This is a genomic window from Anaerospora hongkongensis (assembly GCF_004339805.1).
In the GTDB taxonomy this organism is placed as follows: Bacteria; Bacillota; Negativicutes; order Sporomusales; family DSM-15969; genus Anaerospora; species Anaerospora hongkongensis.
In genome coordinates, this window is sequence record NZ_SLUI01000001.1 from 73288 (window position 1) to 99100 (window position 25813).

Annotated in this window: 24 protein-coding genes and 1 riboswitch; all 24 genes read right to left on the minus strand. The window is 44.1% G+C overall.

From position 1 onward, the window contains the following. Window positions 1-251: 251 nt before the first annotated feature. The 24 genes from EV210_RS00320 to rlmN all read right to left on the minus strand — a co-directional run bounded on the left by EV210_RS00320 (window position 252) and on the right by rlmN (window position 25811). Complete coding sequence (locus EV210_RS00320) at window positions 252-1097, minus strand: alpha/beta fold hydrolase (RefSeq protein ID WP_132073845.1); 846 nt, start codon at window positions 1095-1097, stop codon at window positions 252-254. Beyond that, a complete protein-coding gene (locus tag EV210_RS00325; protein ID WP_132073847.1) occupies window positions 1090-1455 on the minus strand; it encodes a DUF4180 domain-containing protein in 366 nt (121 codons plus the stop codon). Before EV210_RS00325 ends, EV210_RS00320 begins: the two co-directional genes overlap by 8 nt. Before the next feature lie 72 nt (window positions 1456-1527). After that, entirely contained in the window at window positions 1528-2127 is a 600-nt protein-coding gene (locus EV210_RS00330; protein WP_132073849.1) for a DedA family protein, read from the minus strand. A gap of 405 nt (window positions 2128-2532) precedes the next feature. Then, entirely contained in the window at window positions 2533-4470 is a 1938-nt protein-coding gene (locus tag EV210_RS00335; protein ID WP_132073852.1) for a sigma 54-interacting transcriptional regulator, read from the minus strand. Window positions 4471-4618: 148 nt separating this feature from the next. Beyond that, complete coding sequence (locus EV210_RS00340; RefSeq protein WP_132073855.1) at window positions 4619-5527, minus strand: hydroxymethylglutaryl-CoA lyase; 909 nt, start codon at window positions 5525-5527, stop codon at window positions 4619-4621. Window positions 5528-5556: 29 nt separating this feature from the next. Then, window positions 5557-6759 carry a CaiB/BaiF CoA transferase family protein gene (locus EV210_RS00345; protein WP_132073858.1) on the minus strand — a complete coding sequence of 401 codons (1203 nt, stop codon included), beginning with the start codon at window positions 6757-6759 and terminating at the stop codon, window positions 5557-5559. Window positions 6760-6771: 12 nt separating this feature from the next. Beyond that, window positions 6772-7260: a LeuD/DmdB family oxidoreductase small subunit gene (locus tag EV210_RS00350; protein ID WP_132073861.1), complete on the minus strand. Its 489-nt coding sequence runs from the start codon at window positions 7258-7260 to the stop codon at window positions 6772-6774. A gap of 12 nt (window positions 7261-7272) precedes the next feature. Beyond that, window positions 7273-8535: a 3-isopropylmalate dehydratase large subunit gene (locus tag EV210_RS00355; RefSeq protein WP_132073864.1), complete on the minus strand. Its 1263-nt coding sequence runs from the start codon at window positions 8533-8535 to the stop codon at window positions 7273-7275. A gap of 65 nt (window positions 8536-8600) precedes the next feature. Then, window positions 8601-9761, minus strand: coding sequence for a 2-methylaconitate cis-trans isomerase PrpF family protein (locus tag EV210_RS00360; RefSeq protein WP_243650370.1), 1161 nt, complete (start codon window positions 9759-9761; stop codon window positions 8601-8603). 314 nt (window positions 9762-10075) lie between these two features. After that, the gene (locus tag EV210_RS00365) at window positions 10076-11806 is read right to left on the minus strand and encodes an ABC transporter ATP-binding protein (RefSeq protein ID WP_132073867.1); all 1731 of its coding nucleotides are present in this window, start codon (window positions 11804-11806) and stop codon (window positions 10076-10078) included. 137 nt (window positions 11807-11943) lie between these two features. Further along, a complete protein-coding gene (hslO, locus tag EV210_RS00370) occupies window positions 11944-12825 on the minus strand; it encodes an Hsp33 family molecular chaperone HslO (protein WP_132073870.1) in 882 nt (293 codons plus the stop codon). 45 nt (window positions 12826-12870) lie between these two features. Next, window positions 12871-13335 carry a 6,7-dimethyl-8-ribityllumazine synthase gene (gene ribH / locus EV210_RS00375; protein ID WP_132073873.1) on the minus strand — a complete coding sequence of 155 codons (465 nt, stop codon included), beginning with the start codon at window positions 13333-13335 and terminating at the stop codon, window positions 12871-12873. Next, window positions 13328-14551 carry a bifunctional 3,4-dihydroxy-2-butanone-4-phosphate synthase/GTP cyclohydrolase II gene (locus EV210_RS00380; protein ID WP_132073876.1) on the minus strand — a complete coding sequence of 408 codons (1224 nt, stop codon included), beginning with the start codon at window positions 14549-14551 and terminating at the stop codon, window positions 13328-13330. The genes ribH and EV210_RS00380 overlap by 8 nt, the downstream gene beginning before the upstream one ends. A gap of 25 nt (window positions 14552-14576) precedes the next feature. After that, entirely contained in the window at window positions 14577-15230 is a 654-nt protein-coding gene (locus EV210_RS00385; RefSeq protein ID WP_132073879.1) for a riboflavin synthase, read from the minus strand. Next, entirely contained in the window at window positions 15199-16332 is a 1134-nt protein-coding gene (gene ribD / locus EV210_RS00390; protein ID WP_279388461.1) for a bifunctional diaminohydroxyphosphoribosylaminopyrimidine deaminase/5-amino-6-(5-phosphoribosylamino)uracil reductase RibD, read from the minus strand. Before ribD ends, EV210_RS00385 begins: the two co-directional genes overlap by 32 nt. A 128-nt stretch (window positions 16333-16460) precedes the next feature. Next, a riboswitch (FMN riboswitch) is annotated at window positions 16461-16590 on the minus strand. Window positions 16591-16644: 54 nt separating this feature from the next. Next, a complete protein-coding gene (rpe, locus tag EV210_RS00395) occupies window positions 16645-17295 on the minus strand; it encodes a ribulose-phosphate 3-epimerase (protein WP_132073882.1) in 651 nt (216 codons plus the stop codon). A 4-nt stretch (window positions 17296-17299) separates the two neighbouring features. Beyond that, window positions 17300-18175, minus strand: coding sequence for a ribosome small subunit-dependent GTPase A (rsgA, locus tag EV210_RS00400; protein ID WP_132073885.1), 876 nt, complete (start codon window positions 18173-18175; stop codon window positions 17300-17302). A gap of 12 nt (window positions 18176-18187) precedes the next feature. Further along, on the minus strand, window positions 18188-20056 hold the full coding sequence (gene pknB / locus EV210_RS00405) for a Stk1 family PASTA domain-containing Ser/Thr kinase (protein WP_132073888.1): 1869 nt from the start codon (window positions 20054-20056) through the stop codon (window positions 18188-18190). A 12-nt stretch (window positions 20057-20068) separates the two neighbouring features. Further along, window positions 20069-21478, minus strand: a complete 1410-nt coding sequence (locus tag EV210_RS00410; protein WP_243650372.1) for a peptidoglycan D,D-transpeptidase FtsI family protein — start codon at window positions 21476-21478, stop codon at window positions 20069-20071. Continuing rightward, complete coding sequence (locus EV210_RS00415; protein WP_243650374.1) at window positions 21468-22745, minus strand: FtsW/RodA/SpoVE family cell cycle protein; 1278 nt, start codon at window positions 22743-22745, stop codon at window positions 21468-21470. Before EV210_RS00415 ends, EV210_RS00410 begins: the two co-directional genes overlap by 11 nt. Before the next feature lie 2 nt (window positions 22746-22747). Beyond that, the gene (locus EV210_RS00420; RefSeq protein WP_243650375.1) at window positions 22748-23461 is read right to left on the minus strand and encodes a Stp1/IreP family PP2C-type Ser/Thr phosphatase; all 714 of its coding nucleotides are present in this window, start codon (window positions 23459-23461) and stop codon (window positions 22748-22750) included. A 2-nt stretch (window positions 23462-23463) separates the two neighbouring features. After that, window positions 23464-23835 carry an FHA domain-containing protein gene (locus EV210_RS00425; protein ID WP_165898735.1) on the minus strand — a complete coding sequence of 124 codons (372 nt, stop codon included), beginning with the start codon at window positions 23833-23835 and terminating at the stop codon, window positions 23464-23466. Window positions 23836-23915: 80 nt separating this feature from the next. Then, window positions 23916-24671 (minus strand): FhaA domain-containing protein, encoded by a 756-nt coding sequence (locus tag EV210_RS00430; RefSeq protein ID WP_132073894.1) that lies wholly within the window; start codon window positions 24669-24671, stop codon window positions 23916-23918. An 81-nt stretch (window positions 24672-24752) separates the two neighbouring features. Then, window positions 24753-25811 carry a dual-specificity RNA methyltransferase RlmN gene (gene rlmN, locus EV210_RS00435; protein ID WP_132073897.1) on the minus strand — a complete coding sequence of 353 codons (1059 nt, stop codon included), beginning with the start codon at window positions 25809-25811 and terminating at the stop codon, window positions 24753-24755. Between the last annotated feature and the right edge of the window lie 2 nt (window positions 25812-25813).

Consider the following 25813-nt stretch of genomic DNA (forward strand, 5'->3'; position numbering starts at 1 on the left):
ACAAAAGCACCTAATGATCTGTCTACATCGCTTACATTCTTGATGCAGCAAAAATCCCAGATTAATCCTGATTCCGCAGAACAGTAAGCCGATATTGTTTGGCGAAATAATTTGTTTAATCATAAAAAAAATCGATTGATCATAGTTCATCACTATCATCAATCGACTTTTTCGTTAATTGCCGCCAGTTTTAAACCCGGCCCAACCGTATTTCCCTAAACAGCTATTCCATTAAGGTAGATATTCTAAAATTATCGCGATAACAAAAAAGGTAAAATACGACTTGTTAGATTGAAAAGAACATGTCCATAATCAGGCAGAAGGTTAATATTTGCAGTGGGTAGTAATCTGGAAAGTCGCGCTATTGACTTTTCTGAATGAAGCATAGCATCTTTTTCACCAACAATCATCATTAGAGGTATGTTTAAATCGCTAATTTCATTATCAGTAAAGATTGGTATCGGTTCAGTACGATAATTAAAATTACTATTGATTAGTTTTATATAATTTACCATCTCTTCCGATATCGGCTGATTGCCAGTCACTTCCCGAATGATCTTATCAACGCCTTTGTCTCCCAGAAAACTAAATACTATTGATTTTAACAGGAATGAAATTTTTTGAGCACCAATACCAGAAGGAGAGATTAAAACAACCTTCTCAACCTTCGCTTTGTGCTTTAATGCAAAATTGATTACCATCCAAGCCCCTAGTGAAATACCTATAAAAGTTGCTTTCTGAAGCTGCAATATAGTAAGAATATCATTCATCCATTCGGAATAAGCAGCACTCTTCAGTGAATATTGCAGTTCTTCACTTTTTCCTGGATCACCGGGTATATCTACTGCAAATACCTTATAATACTTTGCATACTCAGCAATATCCCCAAACCACATAGAAGAATTTGAACCGCTTCCATGCAATAGGATTAATGGTGGTAATAAATTATCGCCACTTGTAATTATATATGTTTTTCCATAACGAGTATCCACATATAATTCTTTATAGGGAGCTGGCCATTTTGTAAGTAGTAAATCATATTTTTTAAGGATTGCCGCTTTACCGTCTTCTGATTTATATACTGCTTTTCTATTCATTTTTTAAAAGCCATTCTTCTGCAGTTTCCTTAGTTTCAAAAACCCTAAAATGACTGCCTTTATTGGACTCGAGTACCATTTCCTTAAATTTGCCTTTGTGAGCCAAATCCTTTGGAATGATAGCGGCTATTTTTACATGGTAGTTAATAAATTTTTGAAGCATTTTTCCTGCTACGCCTGTTTTTAGTTCAAAGAAGGCTTCTGCAAGAGTATGACTATGTAGTACAAGAAGACTTATATCATTTTCTCTGCAAAGAGCAATCAGATTCAAAGCATCCTGTTCTGTACTGAGCAGGGTGTTGACAGATAGCACTTCAATATACTTCTTGGTTTCACGCTCAATAATTTTATAATTCATTTTCTTTTCCCTATCTTCCTATTTTTCTTCAACTGATTAGTAAATAGCGCGGTCTTTTTTCCGATCGTGATTTTACTCCCTGTTTTTGCTGCGTACAGGAAGAAAATCTTTAAATACATAAACTGCTATCAATAAACTGCCTCCAACGACAGCCCATTCAAACCACGGATTATCGAGTATCGTATGCCATCTGCTGCCCAGCAAAGCGCCGGCACCTAAAAAAATAGCCAGCCAAAGAACTGCATGTACCATATCGTAGATAAGAAATTTAGCAATGGAAATACCACTAATGCCGGCTATATAAGGGGTAATATTGCCTACTGTTGGTACGAAGCGGCCACCAATAACATAAACCGGGGCCGACTTTTCCAAAAGCTTTTGCGCCTTATTAATGCGTTCGGGAGTTAGTCGAATATATCTCCTCCAACGCTTTATCAAGGGTGCTCCCATATAACGTCCTATCATAAAGGCGGACAGCGAGCCCAGCAGGTAACCTAACAAAGATACCAGCCAGGCTGCGATAATCGTAAACTCGCCTTGCTTTGACAAGAAACCTGCCAAAGCTACTAGTATGCTGCCGGGGAAGGGCAGCCCAATTGCTTCCAAAAAAACTCCCGCAAACACCCCCGGCAGCCCCAGGCTGCTTAATACTTCAAGAATAGTGTCGAACAAAGCATCACCTCCCGCCCAACCTCCCTGCTAATCTATCCACTTGTTCGATAAACAATGTTATTTACACATAAAGGTATGCATGCATTTGGCTTTCCAAAGATAGTAACCCTTTTAGCATAAATTTTAGTACTGTCTCTTTTGATGCGCACTTCGTTCAAGGGGAAGGTACTACACCAGCCAACCAGAATAGATAGTTTAATTAGTGTATACCAAACTGTCCATAGTGATACTTGAAGCGCAAGCGGCTATACCACAAGCCTGTATGCCAAACAAACCAGGCCCCGGATCAGAAGTAATCACCTGAATCCGGGGCCTGATTTAACGTATTGTTTTCCAGATTGTCCCCTGGTTCATAATCCACGGTTTTTACGATACTCAGGATGCAAGCTCAGCTTTATTAATACCTTAGTGCTCTTTTCTTTCAGATTGTAGTTTCCGCCACAAAGTAGAGCGTCCAATGTTGAGTTTTTCTGCAACAGCAATGTAATCCTGACTATAAATATCTAACATTCTCTTGATAATCTCTCTCTCGAATTGATAAACACTCGCTTTTAGTTCCTGGTGTAAATTTATTTTTAACGAAATGGTATTTCCGTCAGCCAAATCCATATCAATCAATTTATTTAGTATTTCGGACCAATTCTTTTGATTTGGGGAATAACTTATTGCTAAAGCAAAACGTTCCATTACGTTAGATAATTCCCGAATATTACCTGGCCAATTATAGGAAGCTAAGACTTTCCCCATTTCCTTAACAACAGTATCATATGGAATATGAACACTAAAACGTTTGAGAAAGTCTATTGCTAACACTGGCACATCTTCCAGTCGGTCCCGTAGTGGCGGAATCTTTAAATTCAATACGTTTAACCGATAATACAAATCGTCACGAAACTGCCCTTCCTCTACTCTCTTCTTTAAGTCCTTGTTAGTGGCACTGATAACACGAATATCTACAGGAATAATTCTGTTATCCCCGACGCGCCTTACTTCTTTTTCTTGCAGTACTCTCAGCAATCTGGCTTGTAAAGGCTGTGGTATCTCTCCAATCTCATCAAGAAAAATTGTGCCTTTATGCGCTAATTCAAATAGCCCGGGTCTTCCGTCCTTTTTTGCACCTGTAAAAGCTCCTCCTTCATACCCAAAGAGCTCACTTTCCAATAAGCTTTCTGGAATAGCAGCACAATTGATCGCTACAAAGGGGCCACTTTTTCTTTTACTGGCATTATGAATACTCTGTGCAAATAGTTCTTTTCCTGTTCCAGATTCTCCTTGAATTAACACTGTTGATTCAGTTGTTGCATATTGCTCGGCTTTTTGTTTTAGTTCAATCATTTTTACATTCTTGGTCAAAATATCTTGAATAGCATATCGAGCCACAAACCCCTTAGAATAGATCTTCTTTCTTATCAATTCTTCAAGATATTGGATCTTTGTGACATCTTCAAATGTTCCCACAACCCCAATTTTCTTCCCATCAAGAAGAATTGGAATACGGTTGGTAGCAATAATACCACCCATAACTTCCTGTAATTGAGCCAGCTCTGCATTTCCACTTTTAAATACTTCTTGCATCCGTGTATTAGGTATGACATCTTGTACAGATTTACCAATTGCCGTATCGCCTTGTATATGGAAAATCCGCTCTGCCGAAGCATTAAAAATGGTGATCCTGTTTTGATGATCTGTAACAATAATCCCTTCCGCAATTGAATCCAGGACCTTTTCTATTCTTGCACTACGACTTCGTTCTGCCTTGCGCACCCGAGCAACATGCATAGCTTCTTCCAGGGCACGAGATACAGTCTCTTCGCCGCACTCAACCAGGACTCCTTTTGCTCCCATTTGATTTGCAAAGTGGACAATGACAATTCCACCGATCATTACGTTAATGCCTCTATTCAGAGCATCTTGCATACTTTTTTTAATTTCTTGGTGGTTAGTAAACAGATACTCATGAATTTTAACACCACAAATTTCTTCTATGAATTGAACACTCTGTAATTTCTCACCATACTTAAAAAATGCTACTTCCTTTACCTTCCCTCGAACTGTATATAAAACTCGTAACACATCCGAAAAAGTAACCGGAATATTCACAACGGGGATATTGACAGCTTTCCTAATATACTCAGCAGTTCCACCACGGCTCAAAATTACGTCGAATGACGCCTCTATTTGACACGCAAGCGCCGCAGCCTCCTCCAGGGTGGCAGAGGTTGTAAAGGTTTGTACACCTGCCCTGTCAGCCAGACGTTTAAATGCATCAGTCATTTTGCTATCAGCATAAATAAGTGCTACTTTTATTTCATTCTCGCTGTACAACCCTAATTGCCCTTCCATCTTTTGCCCCCCTGTATGTTGCGGCGTGTATTCATTCCTTATACTATTCAACATTTTATATTTAGTATTCCTTCTATCATCCACGTCTTGAAGTGCATAACGCTTTCTCTGGCTGTATTATTTATACCGTCCCGTATGGGCCTCAGCCTTAAATACCTTCATAGCTACATGCGTTGACCATATGACTTGTTAAGTCTTTTTGAATATGATCACGTACCAAATAAACTGCCTGTAGGTATTGAGACAAATTTACATTTGTCTCAATACCCATGGTTTGCAGCATATTTACTAAATCTTCTGTAGCCGCATTGCCTGCAGCTCCCGGCGCAAACGGGCAACCTCCCAAACCGCCAACCGACGTTTCAAAAGTGGTAATCCCGGACTCCATAGCGGCTAAAGTATTCGCAAGAGCCATTCCCCGTGTATCATGAAGATGCATGCCAATAGGAATCTCCGAAAACTCTCGTAAAACCTTCTGTGCTAACGCGTATACTTGCTGTGGTTGTGCCACACCAATAGTGTCACAAAGGATCACTTCTCGCACGCCTATTTCGACAGCTGCTTGAATTAAACTCAAGACTAATTCAGCCTCTACTTTTCCCTCAAAAGGACATCCAAATGAAGTGGCTGCATCTAATCGAACCTTAAGGTCGGGCATTACTGCGATAATACTTTGAAGCTCTGCCAAAGACGCTTCCCTAGTTCTGTTGATATTAGCTAAATTATGTTGTTCACTAGCAGATATCACATACGTTACTTCGCGTAAACCAGAGTTATAAGCTTTTTGGGCACCTTTCAGGTTAGGAACTAAAGCAATGGGACGCAATTTAGCGCCCTTATGCTTTGCCAAAATGTTTTTAACGATTTCCTCTGCATCTGCCATCTGCGGTATTGCTTTAGGATGGACAAAGGATGTTATTTCCATTGCACCAATCCCCGCATTAATCATAGATTCAATAATAAGCAATTTTGTTGCTATGCTAATTGGCGTTTTAATATTTTGAAAACCATCTCGAGGTCCGACTTCAATAATTTCAATACCGGCTGGCAATTTCATTAACTTTCCTCCCTGACTGCTAGTAAGCACTATCCTTCGATAATTCCTTTGGCCTTTAATTCTGTCAGTTTTGCTTCATCATAGCCAAGGTATGTCTTTAAAAATTCGTGCGTATGCTGTCCCAGCTCCGGTGCTGGTGTATTAATTTTGCATTCAGTTTCCGAAAATTTAATATGACATCCAGTCAATGTGGTTTTCCCAGCCTTAGGATGATCTACTTCCACAAACATTTCCCGTGCTCCGGCTATATGAGGATCTTTAGTTATATCGGAAACTTTGTTAACCGGTGCTGCCGGGCAGCCTTTCTTCAAGAGGTCATTGATAATATCATCGGCCGACTTATCTTTAGCCCATTCTTCAATAATTGGTTTTAAAGCGGCATGATTTTTAACACGATCGGCGTTTTCCTTAAAGCGCGGATCTTCCAGCAAATCATTTCGCCCCATATAATCAGTCAACAGGGCAAACAACTTGTTATTACCAGCGCCAATAATAAAGGTTTTATCCTTTGCTTTAAAAGTATCATAAGGATATACCGATTCATAACGGTTACCAATGCGCTCAGGATCCTTACCTGTTGCAAAATAAATTTGCGTAATAATTTCCATACCGGATACAACAGAATCGACCAGAGCCACATCTACTTTGTCTCCATGGCCGTTTTGTAATTTATTCGAATAAGCAGCCAAAATACCAATGGTCATATTAAGCCCTGCCAAAACGTCAGCAATAGCCGTTCCGCTACGGGTTGGTTCACCATCAGGCCAGCCTGTAGTACTCATTAGTCCGCCCATTCCTTGGCCAATGATATCGTAGCCGGGACGCTTTGCATAAGGACCATAATGACCGAAGCCAGATACAGCGCCATAAATAAGACCGGGATGAATCTTTTTTAAGTCGTCATAACCAAGGCCTAGCTTTTCCATAGTTCCAGGGCGGAAGTTTTCCAGCAGGATATCAAATTCTTTTATAAGTTCTTTGAAAATCGAACGGCCTGCTTCTTCTTTTAAATTAATGACAATCGATTTTTTATTGCGATTTAAATTCATGAAATACGCTGATTCACCATTAATCATTGGTGTAAAGCCACGCGAATCATCACCATGGCCAGGAACCTCCAGTTTCACCACTTCTGCTCCCATATCAGCTAAGATCATTCCGCTGTACGGTCCTGCCAGAACCCGTGTCAAATCTAAAACTCGAACTCCATCTAATACTCCGCAATTTCCCATAACTATATCCTCCTAAAGTGTCTGTTTAAGAAATGGTACTAGACCACCATCATTAATCAAAACCATAATATGACTAGGAATTTTACTGCATCGATAGGTTTCGTTTTTTGTGTAATTTATGATAATTCCATTTGCAAGATCAATTGAAATATCATCGTTGTCAGAAATTTTCTCTGTCTCTTCACACTCAATCGCCGGTATTCCCAGATTGATTGCATTGCGATAAAAAATTCGAGCAAAAAATTTTGCTACGATCGCTCCAACCCCCAAATGTTTAAGGGCTAAAGGTGATGTCTCCCGGCTGGATCCGGAACCGAAATTGGCACCTGCTACTACAATGTCTCCCCTTTTTATTCTTGTTGAAAAAGTAGGGTCGACTGCACTCATTGCGTATTTAGAGGCTTCAGCTACACTAAGTTCCATATACTGAGGCGGGGAAATAATATCTGTGTTTATGTTGTCACCGAACTTAAGCACTTTGCCACAAATTGGTTTGCTCATATCCATTTCCTCCTACAATAAGTCCCGCGGATCTGTAATGATGCCTGTAACAGCACTGGCTGCTACTACTAACGGTGATGCCAGATAAATATTCGACTCTTTGCTTCCCATACGGCCAAGGAAATTGCGATTCGTAGACGAAATACAGTTTTCACCACTCGCCAGTAAGCCCGAGTGAAGTCCCACGCATACCCCGCATGAAGGGGCCATAATGGTAGCTCCAGCCTCAATCAATGTCTCCAAAATGCCCTCTTTATTAGCTCTTATCCAGACTTCTTGTGACGCCGGAGAAACCAAAAGCCTTGTTCCCCTCTTGATTTTTTTCCCGCTCAAAATCCGCGCTGCCGCTTCAAGATCGCTATATCTTCCACCGGTGCAAGAACCGATATATGCTTGATGAATCTGAATGTTTTTCACATTCGTAACTTCAGTAACGTTATCAACTTCGTGGGGGCATGCAACAACAGGAGCAAGTTTTTCTGCTTGAAAGGTGTAGGTTGCACAATATGTGGCATCAGCATCACTGCTAAAGCACGTATAGTCTTTAGTAATTCCATGTTTTCGTAAATATTGTTTAACTTTTTCATCCGCTTCCATCAACCCAGCTTTGGCACCCATTTCCACCGCCATATTGGTAATTGCCATACGTTCATCTAGACTGAGGCTTTTTATTGTATCGCCTATATATTCCACTGCCTTATAGGTGGCTCCACTGTGACCAATTTCACCAATGGTTTTAAGTGAAATATCTTTAGCCATTACGCCGTCAGGTAAAATGCCATCCCACTTCACTTGAATGGTTTCAGGAACTCTTAACCATGTCTTTCCCGTAAGCAAAATCCCCAGCATTTCTGTTGAACCAATCCCGCTGGCAAATGCTCCTAAAGACCCACCCATGCACGTGTGCGAATCAGTACCTAAAACTATGGTTCCTGGAAGCACATGACCGTTTTCTGCCATGACCTGATGACACGGACCAGCGAACTCATAATAGTTTTCAATTCCATGGCTGGCAGCCCACTCTCTGGTAAATTTCACAATTTCTGCCTGATTAATGTTGGCCGGAGGCGTGTAATGATCAGATATAATCACTACTTTATCTCTGTACCAGACCTCATCTTTGATATCCAGCATTTTTTCTGCAATTTCAACTCTCGGTCCCAGGATATCATCCATCATGGCCATATCTACATTAACCCATAAAATATCTCCAGCCGAAGCACTTTCCTGATTGGCCGCTCGGGCTAGTATCTTCTCAGACATTGTTTTTCCCAAAATGATATCACCTTCTACTTGTATTTATTCGTACGTGAACGCCCCACTAGCCAATCGTCCCACCATTACTTCCGAACTGTTTTACGCACATACACATAGCCATCCATTATTCTTCTTGCGGTCCGATATACTCCGATACGTTTGAGTTTGACTTCTCCACTTATCACTTCAGCTTCAGATTCCACCGGAATAACGCCACCTGGATGACCGATATTCACACTCGGCCTAGTTTTAGCTTCTTCACGTAGTACTTCCCATGCGATGCTTCCTGGTACCCGAACTGCAGCTCCCGTACACACCGTTCCGGTTACTGGATAGGTTTTATGCATCCTTAACATAAACAGCAAACGAGAAACAATATCTATTTCTTCTGCATTGACTTTTTCACCACTGATACTGGTATAGTCAGCCGGCGGGCTAACGATAGCAAAAAAAGGAGCATACGGACTTTTAATAGCTGCTGCTTCTGGGGTTTTAACCAGTCCAAAAATTACAGCAGCTCGTCCCCGTATCTTTTCGATCGTAGCCATAAGGTCTTTATTTGCTTCGATCTCATTGGGACTTTCCGTCCCACTCATTCCTAAACTATTCGCATGAATAAATACCAGGGGATTGCCGGCATCAACTAAAGAAACTTCATAATCTTTTCCGTCGACAGAAATTACATCTTTGGCATTCCCTGTCGGCAATAACTTTCCAGTAATAGCACCTGCTGTATCTGACCAATCCAGCGTAATCTTAGCGCCTGTTCCCGGAACGCCATCAATGGAATAATCGCCTTCCACACAGGCCTTTCCATTTTTTACGGGAACCTCTGCAACCAAGATATTATTACTATTAGTAAGGTGGATTCGCACAGTAGTTACTGGTTCAACAGGTTCGACAAAACCTTCATCTATGGCAAACGGGCCTACAGCTGCTGATATATTCCCACAATTTCCACCGTAATCAACAAACTTAGTTTCAAAGCTTACCTGACCAAACGTATAGTCTACATCAGCATCTGGACGGCTTGGCGGAGAAATGATAGCTAGTTTACTGGTCAAAACATCGGCACCGCCTAAGCCATCGATTTGTCTCAGATCAGGGCTTCCATAAATTGCACAAATAACTTCATCCCGCTTCTCAGGGTCTTTTGGCAATTCATTTTTCAAAATGAAGACTCCCTTACTGGTTCCCCCTCGGACAATAGAGCATTTCAGCATTTCCATTTCAGGGTGCATCATAATTCCTCCTAATTTTTCATTAACATGAAATATCTAAGATTTCTGTTTGATCTATCTATTCGCAACTATCATGCCAACTAAAAAATCTAGCAATTTGGACGCATTTTAAAATTATCAGTCTCATTTTTGAAACACCAAAAAGCTATTATGCCTTATTTTTCTTTTAAAAACCGAAATATCACCCCACTCTCATTTTTGAAACGTCCTTCTTAATTTTGATGTGCAAATAAAAGGAACCAGCTAAGGGAATTGTTTTCCCAGCTGGTTCCTTTATATCATGTGGCAACACTATAGAATTCGCTTCAACGCAGTTTCTACTGGTTTTCAGTACTGAATTGAATCTTGTACAGCTTACTGTATAAACCATCTGCCTTAACCAGCGCTTCATGATTACCGTGCTCCACTATTTTGCCATTTTCCATAACAAGAATTAAATGAGCACGTTGCACTGTTGCTAATCGGTGAGCAATAACAAAAGAAGTCCGTCCAATCATCAGCCTATCGAGTGCTTGCTGCACCAGCAGTTCGCTCTCAGTATCCAATGCTGAAGTGGCTTCATCCAGGATCAATATCCGCGGATTCTTTAAAACAGCTCTGGCTATGGCAATGCGCTGCCGCTGTCCACCGGATAGCTGAGCGCCGCGCTCTCCAACCGGAGTTTCATATCCATCAGCCATTTCCATGATAAAATTATGTGCATTAGCCACTTTTGCCGCTGCAATTACCTCTTCCTTAGCAGCCTCTAAATTTCCGTAAATAATATTTTGAAATATTGTACCGCTAAATAAAATTGTTTCCTGCGGAACAATGCCGACTTGAGCGCGCAAGGACTGTAAGGTAACGGCTTGAATATCGATGTTATCAATCCGGATCGAGCCAGCTACAGGATCATAAAACCGGGGAATTAGATTGACCACCGTTGTTTTCCCGGCACCGCTAGGTCCTACGATCGCGATCAACTCTCCCGGCCTGGCTTCAAAAGACATATCCGTTACAACAGGTTTGCCTGGGTTATATGCAAAGGAGACGTTCTGAAAGGTAACATACCCGGCTACAGGTCCTAACTCTTTAGCCCCTTCTAAATCTTTGATTTCCGGTTCGATATCCAGTACTTCAAAGATGCGCTGCGCTGCCGCTAACGCCCGCTGTATATCTGCATAGATATTGCTCAGCCGTTTGACAGGAGTAGGAAGATTAATTACATATACTAAGAAGGAGATTAAAGCTCCAGAAGTTAAATGACCACTTATCACTTCGTGTCCGCCGAACCAAATAATCGCCGTAATACCAATGGTGGAAAGAATATTAATAATCGGTGTTATAACCGCCATGACTTGAACAATCTTCATTTGCGCCTGGAAATTCCGTGAGTTTTCGTAATCAAAACGCTCTAGTTCATAGCTCTCCCGGGCGAAGGATTTAATAACGCTGACAGCCAGGATGGTTTCTTGCAGAAAAGCAGTGATATCGGCTGCCCGCTCTTGTAAAGTCCGGCTCTTGATCCGCATTTTTTGCCCGGATATATTGATTGTATACAGAATAAGTGGAAAAGTAAGAAACATCAATAAGGACAGTTTCCAGTCAATATAGAGCAGCAGCAGAATCGACCCGGCTAATGTTACCGAGTAATTCACAAAATCAATTACATTGTTGACTAAGGCGGTTTGCAGTGCAGCAACGTCATTCGTAACATAGCTCATAATGGTTCCGACGGAACGCTTTTCAAAAAATGCTATTGATAGCTTCTGCAGATGTTGATACAAATCTCTGCGGATATCGATGATAATTTTTTGACTGGAAAAAGCCATAAGGTAGGTTTGCCCGTACATCGCCATCCCTTGGATGACGATTAAGACAAGAACCGTGACTGCTATGAGATTAAGTGTATCCGTATCTTTGGTCGACAAAACCTGATCAATTACCTCCCCGATAATCTTGGGCAGATATAGATTGACCGCCGAGGCTAGGATGGTACAAGCCAATGCGCTGATAATCAACAAACTGTATGGCTTTATGTACCACCAAACACGAGCATACAGGCTCATGATGACTCACCTCACTGTGAAATGTAAACTGTAGCATCATACCCCAAACAGCTTATAAAAATTCATATAAAAAGATGCCAGGCAGGTATTGTCCCTGCTGGCATCTTTATTAATCATTATTAATCATCTTATAACTGTTACGATTCTTGTTGTTTTATGCTGTCAATTACAGCTTCCAATTCCGCTTTATTAAACTGATATTTTTCTGTGCAGAAGTGACAGCATAATTCAGCCTGTCCATCCTTAAGGATATCTGTGAGCTCTTGTACCCCCAAACTGATTAAAGCCGTCGTCACCCGCTCACGGGAGCATTGGCAGCGAAACGTGAGTTCCATCGGTTCATAGAGATTTAGGTCCACTTCCATACCGGCAAAAATTTTGTGCATAATCGCCTGCCCGTCCATTCCCTGTTGAACAAGCTGAGAAATAGACCCTAAATTACTAAGATTGCTCTCAATCTGTTCCAGAGTAGCATCATCAGCGCCCGGCAGAGCCTGTACCATCAAGCCGCCGGCAGCAGCAACGGATAAATCCGGATTTACCAGAACACCAAGACTGATTGTCGAGGGCGTCTGTTCCGATATATAAAGGTAATTCGTCAGATCTTCAGCGATTTCACCGCTGACTAATTCTGCACTGCCGGTAAAGGGCTGTTTTAAACCGGTAAACCGCGTGACATAAATATTGCCGGCTCCTACAGCCTGCCCCACAGCTAATTTACCGTTATGAAGCGGCAGGTCAGTATGCGGCTCATCCACATAACCTCTTACCTTGCCGTCAGCCCAGGCGTCAGCTACGATCGCTCCTAACGGTCCATCTCCGTCTATACGAAGGGAAATACTTTCATCTGTTTTTAAATTAGCAGCTAACAACAGTGCACCTGTCATTGTTCTGCCAAGAGCTGCCGCCGCTATCGGATAGCAGTTATGCCGCTGTCTCGCTTCTTCCGTCAAATTGGTAGTTACAGCAACAAAGGCCCGCACCCCATTAGCGGTAGCCCGTAGTAAATGATCTTGCAAAGTCTATTGCCTCCATATTGTTATTTCCCTGGAAATAATTTACAATCAAATTTGACGCAGTAAATTAGCCATCTCAATGGCCGAGGTTGCAGCATCAAAGCCTTTATTGCCTGCTTTTGTGCCTGCCCGTTCAATGGCCTGCTCAATCGTTTCTGTTGTTAAAACACCAAAAATGGTTGGCACGCCGGTTTCCAGTCCGACATGGGCTACACCTTTTGATACTTCGGCACACACATAATCAAAGTGTGGCGTACTGCCGCGAATAACCGTTCCTAAGCAGATAACTGCATCATATTTATTACTGAGAGCCATTTTCTTGGCTACCAGCGGTATTTCATAAGCGCCCGGAACCCAGGCTATTTCAATGTCTTCCTTCTCGGCACCATGACGCTCCAGCGCATCCATAGCACCGCTCAGCAGCTTACCGGTAATAAATTCATTAAACCTGGCGACAATCACCCCGAAGCGCAAGCCTTGTGCTACTAATTTACCTTCATATACTTTACCCATTGTTGACCTCCTCATATTGTTTTAAAAAATGTCCAAGCTTAGCTTTTTTGACAGATAAATAGCGCTGGTTAAAACGGTTGGCTTTCATTTCAAGCGGAACACGCTCTGTAACAATTAACCCATACCCTTCCAGGCCTACCCGTTTCCGGGGATTGTTGGTTAGCAGCCGTACCTTCGTCAATCCAAGGTCAGCCAGGATCTGGGCACCTATGCCGTAATCTCGCAAATCAGGAGCGAAACCGAGAATTTCATTTGCTTCAACGGTATCTTTTCCGGTATCCTGCAAAGCATAGGCCCGCATTTTATTGGCCAAGCCGATACCGCGGCCCTCTTGGCGCATATACAGCAAAACCCCTGCACCCTCTTTTTCAATACGCTGCATAGCAGCATCCAGCTGTTCGCCGCAATCGCAGCGGCATGAGCCGAAAACATCGCCGGTAAGGCATTCCGAGTGTACACGAACAAGCACACTGTCTTTACTGGTTATATCGCCTTTAACAAGAGCGATATGACATTGTCCGTCTAACTCACTTTCATAGGCATAAAGCTGAAATTCACCATAGCGTGTGGGCATCCGGGTAACTGCCACCCGTTCAACATACTTTTCATGTTTTTTACGATACTTAATCAAGTCTGCAATGGTAATCATTTTTAAATTATGCTTGCGCACAAATTCACTCAACTGAGGTACCCGGGCCATCGTCCCATCATCACTCATCACTTCACAAATAACCCCTGCCGGATATAATCCGGCTAATTTGGCTAAGTCAACTGCCGCTTCGGTATGGCCAGCTCTGCGCAATACTCCACCTTCGCAATAGCGCAGCGGAAAAATATGGCCGGGACGACGCAAATCTTCTGCCTTAGCATCAGAACACAGAACCGTTTGAACTGTTTTGGCACGTTCAGGCGCAGAAATACCGGTCGATACATCATGAGCATCAATGGAAACAGTAAATGCAGTGCCTCGCAAGTCGGTATTATGGGTTACCATCGCACCAATTTCCAATTCATCCAGGCGTTCACCGACCAGAGGCATGCAAATCAGCCCGCGCCCATGAGTCGCCATAAAGTTAATTGCTTCAGGCGTCGCCTTTTCGGCGGCCATGAGCAAATCACCCTCGTTTTCCCGGTCTTCATCATCTACGACAACAATCATGCGGCCATTTTTAATATCCTCAATCGCTTCTTCAATTGTGCTGAATACATTTTCCATCAGAATCACTCCCTTAACTCTTCTCTCACATAAATCCATGCAAACGCAGAAACTCGGCATTCATATTTTCTTTACTCTCCGGCTGCTGCCCGGAAAGACCCATTAATCGTTCAACATACTTGCCGATCACATCAGCTTCCAGATTTACCAATTCACCGACAGCCTTCAGTCCAACCGTAGTTAGACCCGCCGTATGCGGAATCAGTGATACAGTAAACCAGTCACTGCCGACTGCAACAACAGTCAAACTGGTACCATCAATTGCAATTGAGCCTTTTTCCACAATGTAGCGCATCACTTGCGGCTCAGCGGTAATACGAACAATAACGGCAATATCATTTGTATTTTTACCGCTGATTGTACCTACACCGTCGATATGCCCACTGACGATATGCCCGCCAAACCGATCACCAACCCGCAGTGTTCGTTCAAGATTTACTTTGTCGCCTGTTTTTAGTCTGGACAATACTGTCCTATCAACCGTTTCGGGCATGACATCAGCCGTAAACCAGTCATCGCCATGGGCGACAACTGTTAAACATGTACCATTCACCGCAATGCTGTCACCAATTTTAACATCGCTTACGACTTTGTTTGCATTGATCGTCAAACGAACAGAACGGCTGGTGCGCACCATATTTTTTACCTTACCCAATTCTTCCACAAGTCCGGTAAACATTGCGCCCCTCCCTATTGCTAAAATGTCCTATAAGTAAGAAATCAGCTCCAACTTGCTGCCAAATCTGATCCTCTATGAGGATGGCTTCTTCCATGGTGGAAACGCCTTGCCCGCTAACCGGATTAGGAGCGCAGCCGCCACCCACTATTTTAGGTGCAACAAACCAATACAGTTTATCTCCAAGCTTTGCATCGATAATTGCCCCATGAATCGCACTGCCACCTTCAACTAAAACACTGGTTATCATACGGCTGCCCAAGAGTTTAAACAATGCCGGCAGCGCTACCCGCTTTTCGCATTCGGGTAAGACAAGCACTTCGGCTCCAGCCTTGCGCAGAGCTTCAATCCTCTCATCCGGTGCCCGCGGCGTAACAGCAATAATCGTCTTAGCCTGTCCATCTGTGACTACTTTCGCTGTCAGCGGGGTACGAGCTTCGCTATCCAGGATAATCCGAATCGGATTCCGGCCTCCCTCAGGCAAGCGTGCCGTAAGCTCAGGATCATCGGCTAATACCGTCCCGATTCCGACCAAGATAGCATCATATTGGTTGCGCAGCGAGTGGACGAACAATCGTGCCTCAGGGCCGGTGATCCATCGCGAATGGCCGCTGCGGGTAGCAATCTTTCCATCTAAAGTCATGGCTGCTTTTAGCGCTACAAATGGCAGCCCGGTTGTAATCCATTTTATAAAGCTTTCGTTCAGTTGCGCCGCCTCTAAAGCCATTATCCCTTCAATCACTTCAATCCCCGCCTTGCGAAGCAGCTCCAGTCCGGTTCCTGCTACAAGTGGGTTAGGGTCAGTCATAGCGACAACAACTTTTTTTATCCCTGCTCTGATTATCGCCTCGGTACAAGGTCCCGTCCGCCCTGTATGCGAGCACGGCTCCAATGTTACATAAATGGTAGCATCTGCTGCTAACGGACCAGCCTCGTTCAGTGCATGTATTTCCGCATGAGCAGTACCTGCTTTTTGGTGCCATCCTCTGCCAACGATGTGTCCGTCCTTTACAATTACGGCACCTACCATCGGATTAGGGCTGGTTTTGCCTACAGCGCGCCGCGCAAGCTGCAGCGCTTCTCCCATGTAGCGTTCGTCATCCAAGATGATACCTTCTTTCTCAAAATAGAAAAAGGCTGTGCAAAGCGAAAATGCTTTGTAACAGCCTTTGTGCAATCAATCTAAAATATGCATGCCAACACCAAATAAATAACGGACTTAACTCCGCTGTGGAATGCCTTTTCTCATCCAGACTATACTGTCGGTCCCGGAGTTTCACCGAGTCAACCTTACGGCTTGCGGACTTTACCGCCGGTCAGGAATTAAAAGATTGCTCTTTTTCACCTTGCCCCAAAGGCTATAATTCATTTGTCTTTGTTATATGTTACCATTGTTAAATGATGATTGCAAGTGGTTTTAACTGAGTCCTCGTAAATCTTGAATGGCCTTCGTCACATCCGGTGCTCCATAGACTGCCGAACCGGCAACAAGAATTGTAGCACCGGCATCAACAACGGTACGAGCCGTAGTCTTATTGATACCGCCATCTACTTCAATGTCTATTTTTAGATTACGGCTTTCAATCAACTGACGAAGTCGTTTTATCTTGTTTATAGATTCCGGAATGAACTGCTGGCCGCCAAAGCCAGGATTAACACTCATAATTAAGACCATATCAAGGTCGCTCAAAACCTCTTCGATTGTTGTCAATGATGTAGCGGGGTTCAGTGATACTGCTGCCCGTACACCTGAGGCCTTGATGGTTTGGATAAGGCGGTGCATGTGCGGTGCGGTTTCAGCATGGACAGTCAGGATATCAGCACCAGCCTGCACAAATGGTTCAATCAATTCCTGTGGATTCGTTACCATAAGATGCACATCAAACGGCAGCTTAGTGACTTTGCGAAGCGCTGCGATAACCGGCGGTCCAAAGGTAAGGTTCGGTACAAAATGTCCGTCCATAATATCAAGATGCAGTAGATCGGCACCTGCGGCTTCGACTTTTTTTATTTCATCGGCCAGATAAGCAAAATTGGCCGATAGGAGTGAAGGTGCAATTTTAATCATTACCCTAATATCCTTTCTTATTCTCTCTCAACTCGTCAAGTACACTTTTATAGGTATGATAGCGAGTTTGAGCGATTTTTCCCTCAAGCACGGCCTGTTTTACCGCGCATTGCGGCTCTCTGTCGTGCAGGCAGGTGCTAAATTTACATTGGGGTGCTAATGCTGCTATTTCCGGAAAGCAGTAAGTAAGTTCAATCGGCTTAATGTCCGTAAACTCAGTTGCGCTGAAACCAGGAGTGTCAACAACAAAGCCTCCTCCTGACAGTGGCAACAATTCGGCAAAGCGGGTAGTATGCTTCCCCCTGCCAATTTTTGCGCTTACCTCGCCTGTCACCAATTGCAGACCTGTTTCGATAGCATTGAGCAAACTTGATTTCCCTGCACCGGAAGGACCTGCAAAGGCGGTAATTTTGCCATATAGGGCACTGCGCAGCTGCTCGATTCCCAAACCACCTTTAGCCGAAGTAAACAAAACCGGATAGCCAATCTGCCGGTATAGCTCTGCCACCGGAGCAAGCTCATCGTGATTGGCTAAATCAACTTTATTGACACAAATCATAATATCCAGCTGAGCATCCTCAGCAAGTATCAGCAATTTATCGACCAGTGTAGTACTAATGTCGGGATTAGCGGCCGCGAATGTAAGGACTACCTGATCGACGTTGGCCACGGCAGGACGCTTCAGTACGCCCCGCCGTGGTAAGATCTCCTCAATTATACCGCTGTCATGACCAACTGCGGTATAATTCACCTCATCACCAACTAACAAGCTGAACCGTCCTTTTTTAAACCGGCCGCGTAGTTTACAGCTAATTACCTTATCTTTATCCTGAACATAGTAATAGCTGTTATAAGTTTTAACCACGATTCCACTTAGCATGGAAGCCTCCTATCAAATGGTCTGTTCCTGAAGCAATACCCCATTGATATAAACCTGAACACGAACAGTCCCTGTACCTTCTACCGTTTTTTCGACCTTGTCACCCGGTTTATGATTATTATCATAAACCACCCGGCGCCCATTCGTATCTGTTACAACAATCTGTACAGGCTGACGCTGCGGTCCTTCAGGAACAGTTACCTGTACAACAGCGCGCTTCAAAGCTCCAGACGTTCCTTTTGCTACAGTGAAATCGACGGTAGCTCCTTCGGATACTTCGGTCGAAGGCTGCGGATTTTGATCAATGATCGTTCCGGCAGGATATTTATCACTCACCGCTTCTGTTACTTTTCCCTGCTTTAACTTGAGACTCTCTAACTGACTGCCGACCGTACTCAGTGGTGAACCACGGAAATCAGGCAAAGCCAGTTTTTTGGGCTCCGGTCCCTTACTGATGACAATATCAATTGTTGTCGCTTTTACAACCTGTGCCGGCGGACGCGGGTTCTGGTTAATTACCGTATCGGCCACTGTATTGGGAGCAAATTGCTCATCAATCCGTCCTAGCGTTAAGCCGGCATTTTTAATTTGCAGTTCCGCATCACGGCGGTTGAGCCCCCTGACATCAGGAACAACTGTTATTTCGCCGCCTTTACTTACAATCAGATTAATTGTCCGCTGTTCTTTTACGGTTGAACCTGCTTCGGGATTTTGAGAAATTACCTGACCGGCAGGTATTTTATCATGAAAACTTTCCACTACGGATACACGTAAGTTTTTATCGGTTAGTATATTGCGGGCCGAATCAACCTGTTTGCCGACAACGCTGGGAACTACAACTTCATTTAGACTCCAAAACTTCCCGTAGGCCAGAAAAGCTCCTGTAACAAAAGCCACCATCAGCAAGCCGGTTAAAGCCCAGATCCAGGCCTTCGAACGCGTCTTGGCCGCCACAGGCTGTTGTGTTTTGACCGCTCCCTCACCTGCCGGAGGGGTTATCCTGGGTAATACTTGAGTAGGATAATCTTCGCGGGATAAACGCCGTGTATGATCATCACGCAAATAATTTTGTGCTAACCGCAGATCGGTAATCATTTCACTAATATCGTTAAACCGTTGATCCGGTTCTTTTGCCATTGCCTTTAAAACAATTGCTTCCACTAATGGCGGGACATCAGGATTACTTTCCCGTAACGGTTTGGGCTCTTCCTGCAAATGTTTCAATGCAATACTGATAGGAGTTTCCCCATTGAAAGGAACCGTACCGGTAAGCATCTCGTACATGACGACGCCGAGAGAATAAATGTCTGACTTAGCGCCTACAGCAGCCCCTTTGGCCTGTTCAGGTGAAAAATAATGAACAGAGCCAATAATCGTTCCTGTGTGCGTCATGGTAGCAGATGTAACAGCCTTGGCAATACCAAAATCCGTTACCTTAATACGGCCCGCCTTGGTTGTCAGGATGTTATGAGGTTTAATGTCACAATGAACAAGTCCATTTTGATGTGCATTTTCAAGCGCTTCCGCTATTTCTAAGGCAATGCGTACAGCCGATTCTATCGATAGCTGCCCCGCTCTTTGAATTCGTTCCTTCAGTGTCTCTCCCGATATATACTCCATTACTATGTAATAGATATCTTCATCACAACCAACATCATAAATATTAACAATATTCGGGTGAGATAAACGGGCTGCCGCTTGTGCTTCGCGCCGAAAACGAGTAACAAACTCTTCATCGCTGGTAAATTGCGACCGCAAAACTTTAACGGCAACAGAGCGATCCAATAATTTGTCATGGGCGCGGTAGACATCAGCCATTCCGCCTCCACCGATTCTCTCTAAAATTGTGTACCTCTTATCCAATGTCCGATTGATGAGCATACTATCACCCCCTTAACGTAATGCTTGGGATATTACCTGACGGGCTACGGGAGCCGCTATTCCGCCTCCGGAACCGCCATTTTCTACAACAACCGCAATAGCCACTTCAGGATTAGCGGCCGGAGCAAAACCGATAAACCAGGCATGCGGCGCTCCATGCGGATTTTCTGCCGTTCCTGTCTTTCCGGCTACACTGACACCGGAAATTGCTGCGGCACTGCCTGTTCCGTCTTCAACCACAGCCACCATCATTTTGCCGACTTGCGCTGCTAGGTCGTGCGTGACAGGAGTTAACCATGTTTCCGGGGAAAACTCTTCCACCGCCGTACCATCTCTGGCAACTACTTTTTGAACAATATAAGGCTGCATTGTTGTGCCCCCATTCGCAAAAGTTGCAGCAAGCATTGCCATTTTCAATGGGGTAACAAGCAAACTGCCCTGACCAATGCCCGTCTGCGCCAAATCACCGTCACCGAGCCGGTTAAATTCAGGTATTGCAGCAATCTGTTCATTTAAATCAGGTATTGCAATTTTATTAAAACCATAACGTGTATACGTTTTAGCCATGTTATTCCGGCCTAAGTCCAAAGCCAATTGACCAAACGTTACATTACACGATACGACTAGGGCCTGTTCTAAGTCTATCTTACCATGAGCTTGATTATTCGCCTCATGAAGCACATAATCACTGCCGATTTTTAAAAACCCGTCACAGCGAAATGGTTTTGCGGTAGTAGTTACTTTTTCTTTTAGTGCCGCTTCCGCCATTAATACCTTGATAATAGATCCCGGCGGATATAAGCCTTGCACAGCCCGGTTAAGCAAAGGACTGTCAACCTCACTGGAAAGCTCAGTCCATTCCTGATCGACTTTTTCCGGGTCAAAGCTGGGTTTGCTGACCATGGCCAGTATAGCCCCCGTTTTCGGGTTCAGCACTACAACCGCGCCGCGCCGGGAGCCAAGAGCCTTATAGGCAGTTTTTTGTAATTCACTGTCTATCGTCAGAATGACATTCGCTCCTTTTTCGGAAGGCCATAACTGACTGATAGCTCCTAAACGGCGCTCCGGGTTAGCAAGTCCCGACAAATAGCGATTGTAGGTTCCTTCCAAGCCAGCCACCCCATACCTTGCACTGGTATAGCCTGTGATATTAGCAGCTATCGCCCCCAGCGGATATTCGCGCTGGTAAGTACCATCGTTATTCTGTTCACTATAGGCCAGCTTTTCTCCATTACGGTCAATAAGCTGTCCTCTTTCAATTTTGCTTAACAGCTCTGCTGACCGGCGGTTTAGCGGATGCGCTGACAGCTTATCACTGGCAATGACTTGAATATACGAGACATAAACCAGCAAAATTGCCAGCAGCACCAGAAAAAAAGCTGCCGTTTTTCGAATTGTCACCGATATATCATTACGCATCATAAACACCTGATTCAGAGGCGGCATATAGAATGCCAAGCAAAATGAAGTTGGAAATCAAAGAACTGCCTCCATAACTAATAAATGGCAGAGTAATTCCGGTAAGCGGTAAAAATTTAGTTACACCGCCAATAATCAGCAGCGTCTGCAAGCCCAAAAAGATTGCCAACCCGCCGACCGTAAGCTGCTGAAAAGAATTTTGCGAATATATGGCAATGCTAAATGCCCGGTATAATAACAGCATGTAGGTTAATAGCACCGCCGCTGCTCCTAAAAATCCCATTTCTTCTCCGATAGCAGCAAACACGAAATCTGTATGCACTTCCGGAATAAAAGTAGGAAATCCATAGGTTAAACCGCTTCCAAGTACTCCACCCGATCCCATGGCAAACAGGGACTGAACAATTTGGTAGGCTTTACCGTTAGGATCAGACCAGGGGTTAAGCCAAATATCCACGCGTACTTTTACATGCGGGAACAGGAAGTAACAGAAGGCGGCGCCGGCAATGAAAAGCAGCATTCCCTGCAAAACATACCGGATTCGGCCACTTGCCAAGTAAATCATTGTTAAGGTTGTCCCGAAATATAACAGGGCTGAGCCCAGATCTCGCTGGAAAACCAACATAACCATCGTAATTCCCCACACCGCTAAAAGTGGTGCGGCAAAACGAAACTGGGGAAGCATAAACAGTCCATATTTACGAGTAGCATAGGTAAGAACCTCGCGCCGCTCAGTCAAATAAGCCGCTAAAAACAAAATAATGAACAGCTTGGCAAATTCTGCGGGCTGAAATCGAACTGGACCTAAAATGACCCAATTCTTATTACCACCAATTTCAACACCAAAGATTGCTGCTGACAACAATAACCCAACACCTGCTACACCCGCCAAGTATTTATAATCAGCCAGCCGTTCCAGATTACGGCAAAAGTGTGCGGTTGCGACAAAAGACGTTAACCCGATAGCATTCCAGCCTAGCTGTGTTAAAAACAATTCAGGCTTAAGCCGGTATACCACTATTAAACCGATTGCTGACAATAATAGCGCCAAAGGCAGCAATAAGCCATCGCCTCTGCTCTTTTGGCGAATGTTGCTATGTACGGCAAACCACATGACAATCAGTAAGCCTACGGCCGCTAAAAGCCAGTAGTCAATTTGTGGCTTTACCAGGCTGACAACTAAGAATCCATTCAGCAATATGGCGCTGCACAATATCAGCAAATAGCGTTCCTGTTGGATACTCTCGCTTTTTACTTTATCCGTCATCATGCTTACAGGGCAATCAAAATAGCCGTTATATTATCATTTCCACCGGCATTATTTGCCTTTTCGATCAGTCCGTCCAAAATAAGCTGTCCGTCCTGAGTATTGTTTACCATAGCGAGCGCCAATTCATCTTCTCCAACCATATTCGTCAGACCATCTGTGCAAAGCAGTACTTTATCGCCAGGATGATATTGATAGGCCCCTGTTTCTACCCGCAGATGCTCGCTTGTTCCAACTGCCCTGGTGAGAATATTCCGCTGGGGATGTACAAGTGCTTCCTCTTTGGAAATTGTCCCGGCTTTAATCAGCTCCCACACTAAAGAGTGATCGCTGGTCAATTGCTCTAATCCGTCATTATTAGCGTAGTAGAGACGGCTGTCACCAACATGCCCCCAAAAAATATTGGATTCATCAAGAATGGCTGCGGTAACCGTTGTTCCCATGCCTGCATATTCTGCGTGATTCTGGGCTTTTTCAAATATTTCCTGATTCGCTTGCAAAATAGCCTGTTCCAATAGCTGCCGGGGATGAACATCACCTAAATTGCGCAGCACATACTCTTTAACTGTAGCTGCAGCAATGCTGCTGGCAACTTCACCAGCAACATGACCTCCCATTCCATCGGCAACAACAAACAAATGAGGCGGTTCAAAAGCGAAGCTGTCTTCGTTCGCTTTGCGAACCATACCAATATCTGATTTTACATAGGCGAGCATCATGATCACCTCTCAAATTTGAAACTCACCGGTCCGATTGCAATTCTATCGCCCGGCTGTAATACCACGTCTGCCGCAATTCTATCATTGTTTACATACGTTCCGTTCGTACTATGCAAATCGGTTAGCACATAATCCTGCTTAACAGCGGTAATGCATGCATGCTCGGAAGAAACAAAAGAATCATCAACAATAATGTCATTATGCTCACTGCGGCCAATTGCGATTGACTCATCAATCTCATATTGTACTGCACTGAGAGTAACTGTTCCTGAAGCGATAACCATCAGCCTTGCTAAAACAGGTTCCTTTTTAAGCAACTTGTTCTGATCAGGCGAACTAAAATCCAGATAGGCCAGTTTCAGAATCCTAAACAAAAACAGATACACCAATATTACTAGGCTGTATTGCAGTAAGATACTTGCAATCATTGGAATTTTTACAGTTCCAGTCAACTTTATTTCACCTCATACAGAAGAACCGTACTGCCCAGTTTGATCCGGTCTCCAGTCTTAAGACTCTTGCGTGTGACCCGGTGGCTATTGACGTATGTTCCATTTAGGCTCTTGGCATCATACAGCACATGAGTACCATCTTCATACATCACATAGGCATGGAGCCGCGAAGTATTCATATCGCTTAGGGGCAGTTCATTACTCTCTCTGCGGCCAATGTTAATCCGGCTTACAGCAGCTTCTACTTTTTGTCCCTTATCCAAACCTTCTACAACTGTTAGCATGCCAGCTAAACGAATAGACGGTTTAAACAAGGGAACATCTAGCTTATCAAAAACGCGAGTATGGAAGTTTTCCTCCTGCCCGTCAGCATCTTGAACAGATACGGGCTGCTCCTGAAAAGTGCTGGCTATGCGTATTTTCCCCAGCTTCAAAGCTTCATCCAGCGCAAGCTTGACCTCTAAGGGTCCCATTATCGTATAGGTACGCTGATCAGCCTGCTGCTGTAGATAACCGGTCAATTCCATTTCAATATTCTGCTGGTAAGTCTGCAGACGATTAAAATCTTCTGCTCCAAGATACACCTCATAACGGTTAGGAACATAAACGTGGGTGACCCCCACTGAACACTCATTTTCCATATGTTTGACCAAGCTCTTGGCAAGCTCAACCGGCTGTATGCCGCTGCCGAAGGTTTTGTCAAAAAAACCTTCGATATGTTTCTGAAAAAAGTTTTCTATATTGCGAAATAAATTCAACTATAATCAACCCCGTATCGGTAGTTATCATCATTATAAGCGAAATTTCCAGCAGAGTCAAAATAAGGCAACCGGCAAAGCCTAACGCCTTGCCGGTTGTGTTTTCTCTAGCGATTTTTGTCGCAATTGACCACAGGCAGCCTGAATATCGGCCCCCATTTCCCGCCTGACAGTTACATTAATACCCATATTGAGCAGTGTTTTTTCAAAACGGCTTACCCGCTCTTTGCTTGGACGCAGCAGACCCCTTTCGGGAACAGCATTAACAGGTATGAGATTTACGTTCGCCAGCTTCCCTTTTAACAACAGCCCCAGCTGCGTGGCCTGCTCATTGCTGTCATTGACATTGTCAATCAATGTATATTCGTATGTTACCCTGCGTCCGCTGGCCGAGGCATATCGTTCACCAGCCCGCATGACTTCCGCCAGGGAATACTTATTATTAATCGGCATCAGCTTCGATCGCAAGGTATTCTCCGGTGCATGCAGGGATATAGCCAATGTTACCGGCAAATTCTCGTCGCACAGACGGTCAATACCGGGAACAATACCGGAAGTAGACAATGTAAAACTACGATAGCTCAAGTTTAATACATACTTCTCATGGCAGAGGCGAATAAACCGCAGCACATTCTCATAATTCAAAAGCGGCTCCCCTGCGCCCATCAGCACAACAGAACTGACCTTTTGCCCCTCTTTTGCCAGTTGATGCTGAATATAGAGAACCTGCGCCAGAATTTCGCCGCCAGTTAGATCCCGCACAATCCCACCAAGAGTAGAAGCACAAAATAAACAGCCCATTGCACAGCCAACCTGAGTGGAGACACAAACACTGTTACCGTATGCCTGGCGCATTAGCACTGTTTCAACAGCGGCTCCGTCAGCAAAACCCAACAGGTATTTCGTGGTTTTTCCATCTGCCGACTGCTGCTCACCTTGTAAGGAGACAGCAGTAAGGCTGCAGTGCCCGGTTAACCGCTCGCGCTGCGCAAGTGGTAAATTAGTCATATCCGAAAAAGCAGTGCAGCCTCGCTGATACATCCATTCGGCTATCTGACGGGCTCTGTAGGATTCTATGCCGAGCTCAGCTGTCACTTGAGAAATTTCCGGCAGGAATAATCCATATAAATTCATTTTCATTG

What these genes read in the sequence shown, in the direction of transcription:
- EV210_RS00320 (WP_132073845.1), bottom strand. Translation starts at nt 1,097, where the DNA reads ATGAATAGAAAAGCAGTATATAAATCAGAAGACGGTAAAGCGGCAATC.
- EV210_RS00325 (WP_132073847.1), bottom strand. Translation starts at nt 1,455, where the DNA reads ATGAATTATAAAATTATTGAGCGTGAAACCAAGAAGTATATTGAAGTG.
- EV210_RS00335 (WP_132073852.1), bottom strand. Translation starts at nt 4,470, where the DNA reads ATGGAAGGGCAATTAGGGTTGTACAGCGAGAATGAAATAAAAGTAGCA.
- EV210_RS00340 (WP_132073855.1), bottom strand. Translation starts at nt 5,527, where the DNA reads ATGAAATTGCCAGCCGGTATTGAAATTATTGAAGTCGGACCTCGAGAT.
- EV210_RS00345 (WP_132073858.1), bottom strand. Translation starts at nt 6,759, where the DNA reads ATGGGAAATTGCGGAGTATTAGATGGAGTTCGAGTTTTAGATTTGACA.
- EV210_RS00350 (WP_132073861.1), bottom strand. Translation starts at nt 7,260, where the DNA reads ATGAGCAAACCAATTTGTGGCAAAGTGCTTAAGTTCGGTGACAACATA.
- EV210_RS00360 (WP_243650370.1), bottom strand. Translation starts at nt 9,761, where the DNA reads ATGATGCACCCTGAAATGGAAATGCTGAAATGCTCTATTGTCCGAGGG.
- EV210_RS00365 (WP_132073867.1), bottom strand. Translation starts at nt 11,806, where the DNA reads ATGAGCCTGTATGCTCGTGTTTGGTGGTACATAAAGCCATACAGTTTG.
- ribH (WP_132073873.1), bottom strand. Translation starts at nt 13,335, where the DNA reads ATGGGTAAAGTATATGAAGGTAAATTAGTAGCACAAGGCTTGCGCTTC.
- EV210_RS00380 (WP_132073876.1), bottom strand. Translation starts at nt 14,551, where the DNA reads ATGGAAAATGTATTCAGCACAATTGAAGAAGCGATTGAGGATATTAAA.
- EV210_RS00385 (WP_132073879.1), bottom strand. Translation starts at nt 15,230, where the DNA reads ATGTTTACCGGACTTGTGGAAGAATTGGGTAAGGTAAAAAATATGGTG.
- rpe (WP_132073882.1), bottom strand. Translation starts at nt 17,295, where the DNA reads ATGATTAAAATTGCACCTTCACTCCTATCGGCCAATTTTGCTTATCTG.
- rsgA (WP_132073885.1), bottom strand. Translation starts at nt 18,175, where the DNA reads ATGCTAAGTGGAATCGTGGTTAAAACTTATAACAGCTATTACTATGTT.
- pknB (WP_132073888.1), bottom strand. Translation starts at nt 20,056, where the DNA reads ATGCTCATCAATCGGACATTGGATAAGAGGTACACAATTTTAGAGAGA.
- EV210_RS00410 (WP_243650372.1), bottom strand. Translation starts at nt 21,478, where the DNA reads ATGATGCGTAATGATATATCGGTGACAATTCGAAAAACGGCAGCTTTT.
- EV210_RS00415 (WP_243650374.1), bottom strand. Translation starts at nt 22,745, where the DNA reads ATGATGACGGATAAAGTAAAAAGCGAGAGTATCCAACAGGAACGCTAT.
- EV210_RS00420 (WP_243650375.1), bottom strand. Translation starts at nt 23,461, where the DNA reads ATGATGCTCGCCTATGTAAAATCAGATATTGGTATGGTTCGCAAAGCG.
- rlmN (WP_132073897.1), bottom strand. Translation starts at nt 25,811, where the DNA reads ATGAAAATGAATTTATATGGATTATTCCTGCCGGAAATTTCTCAAGTG.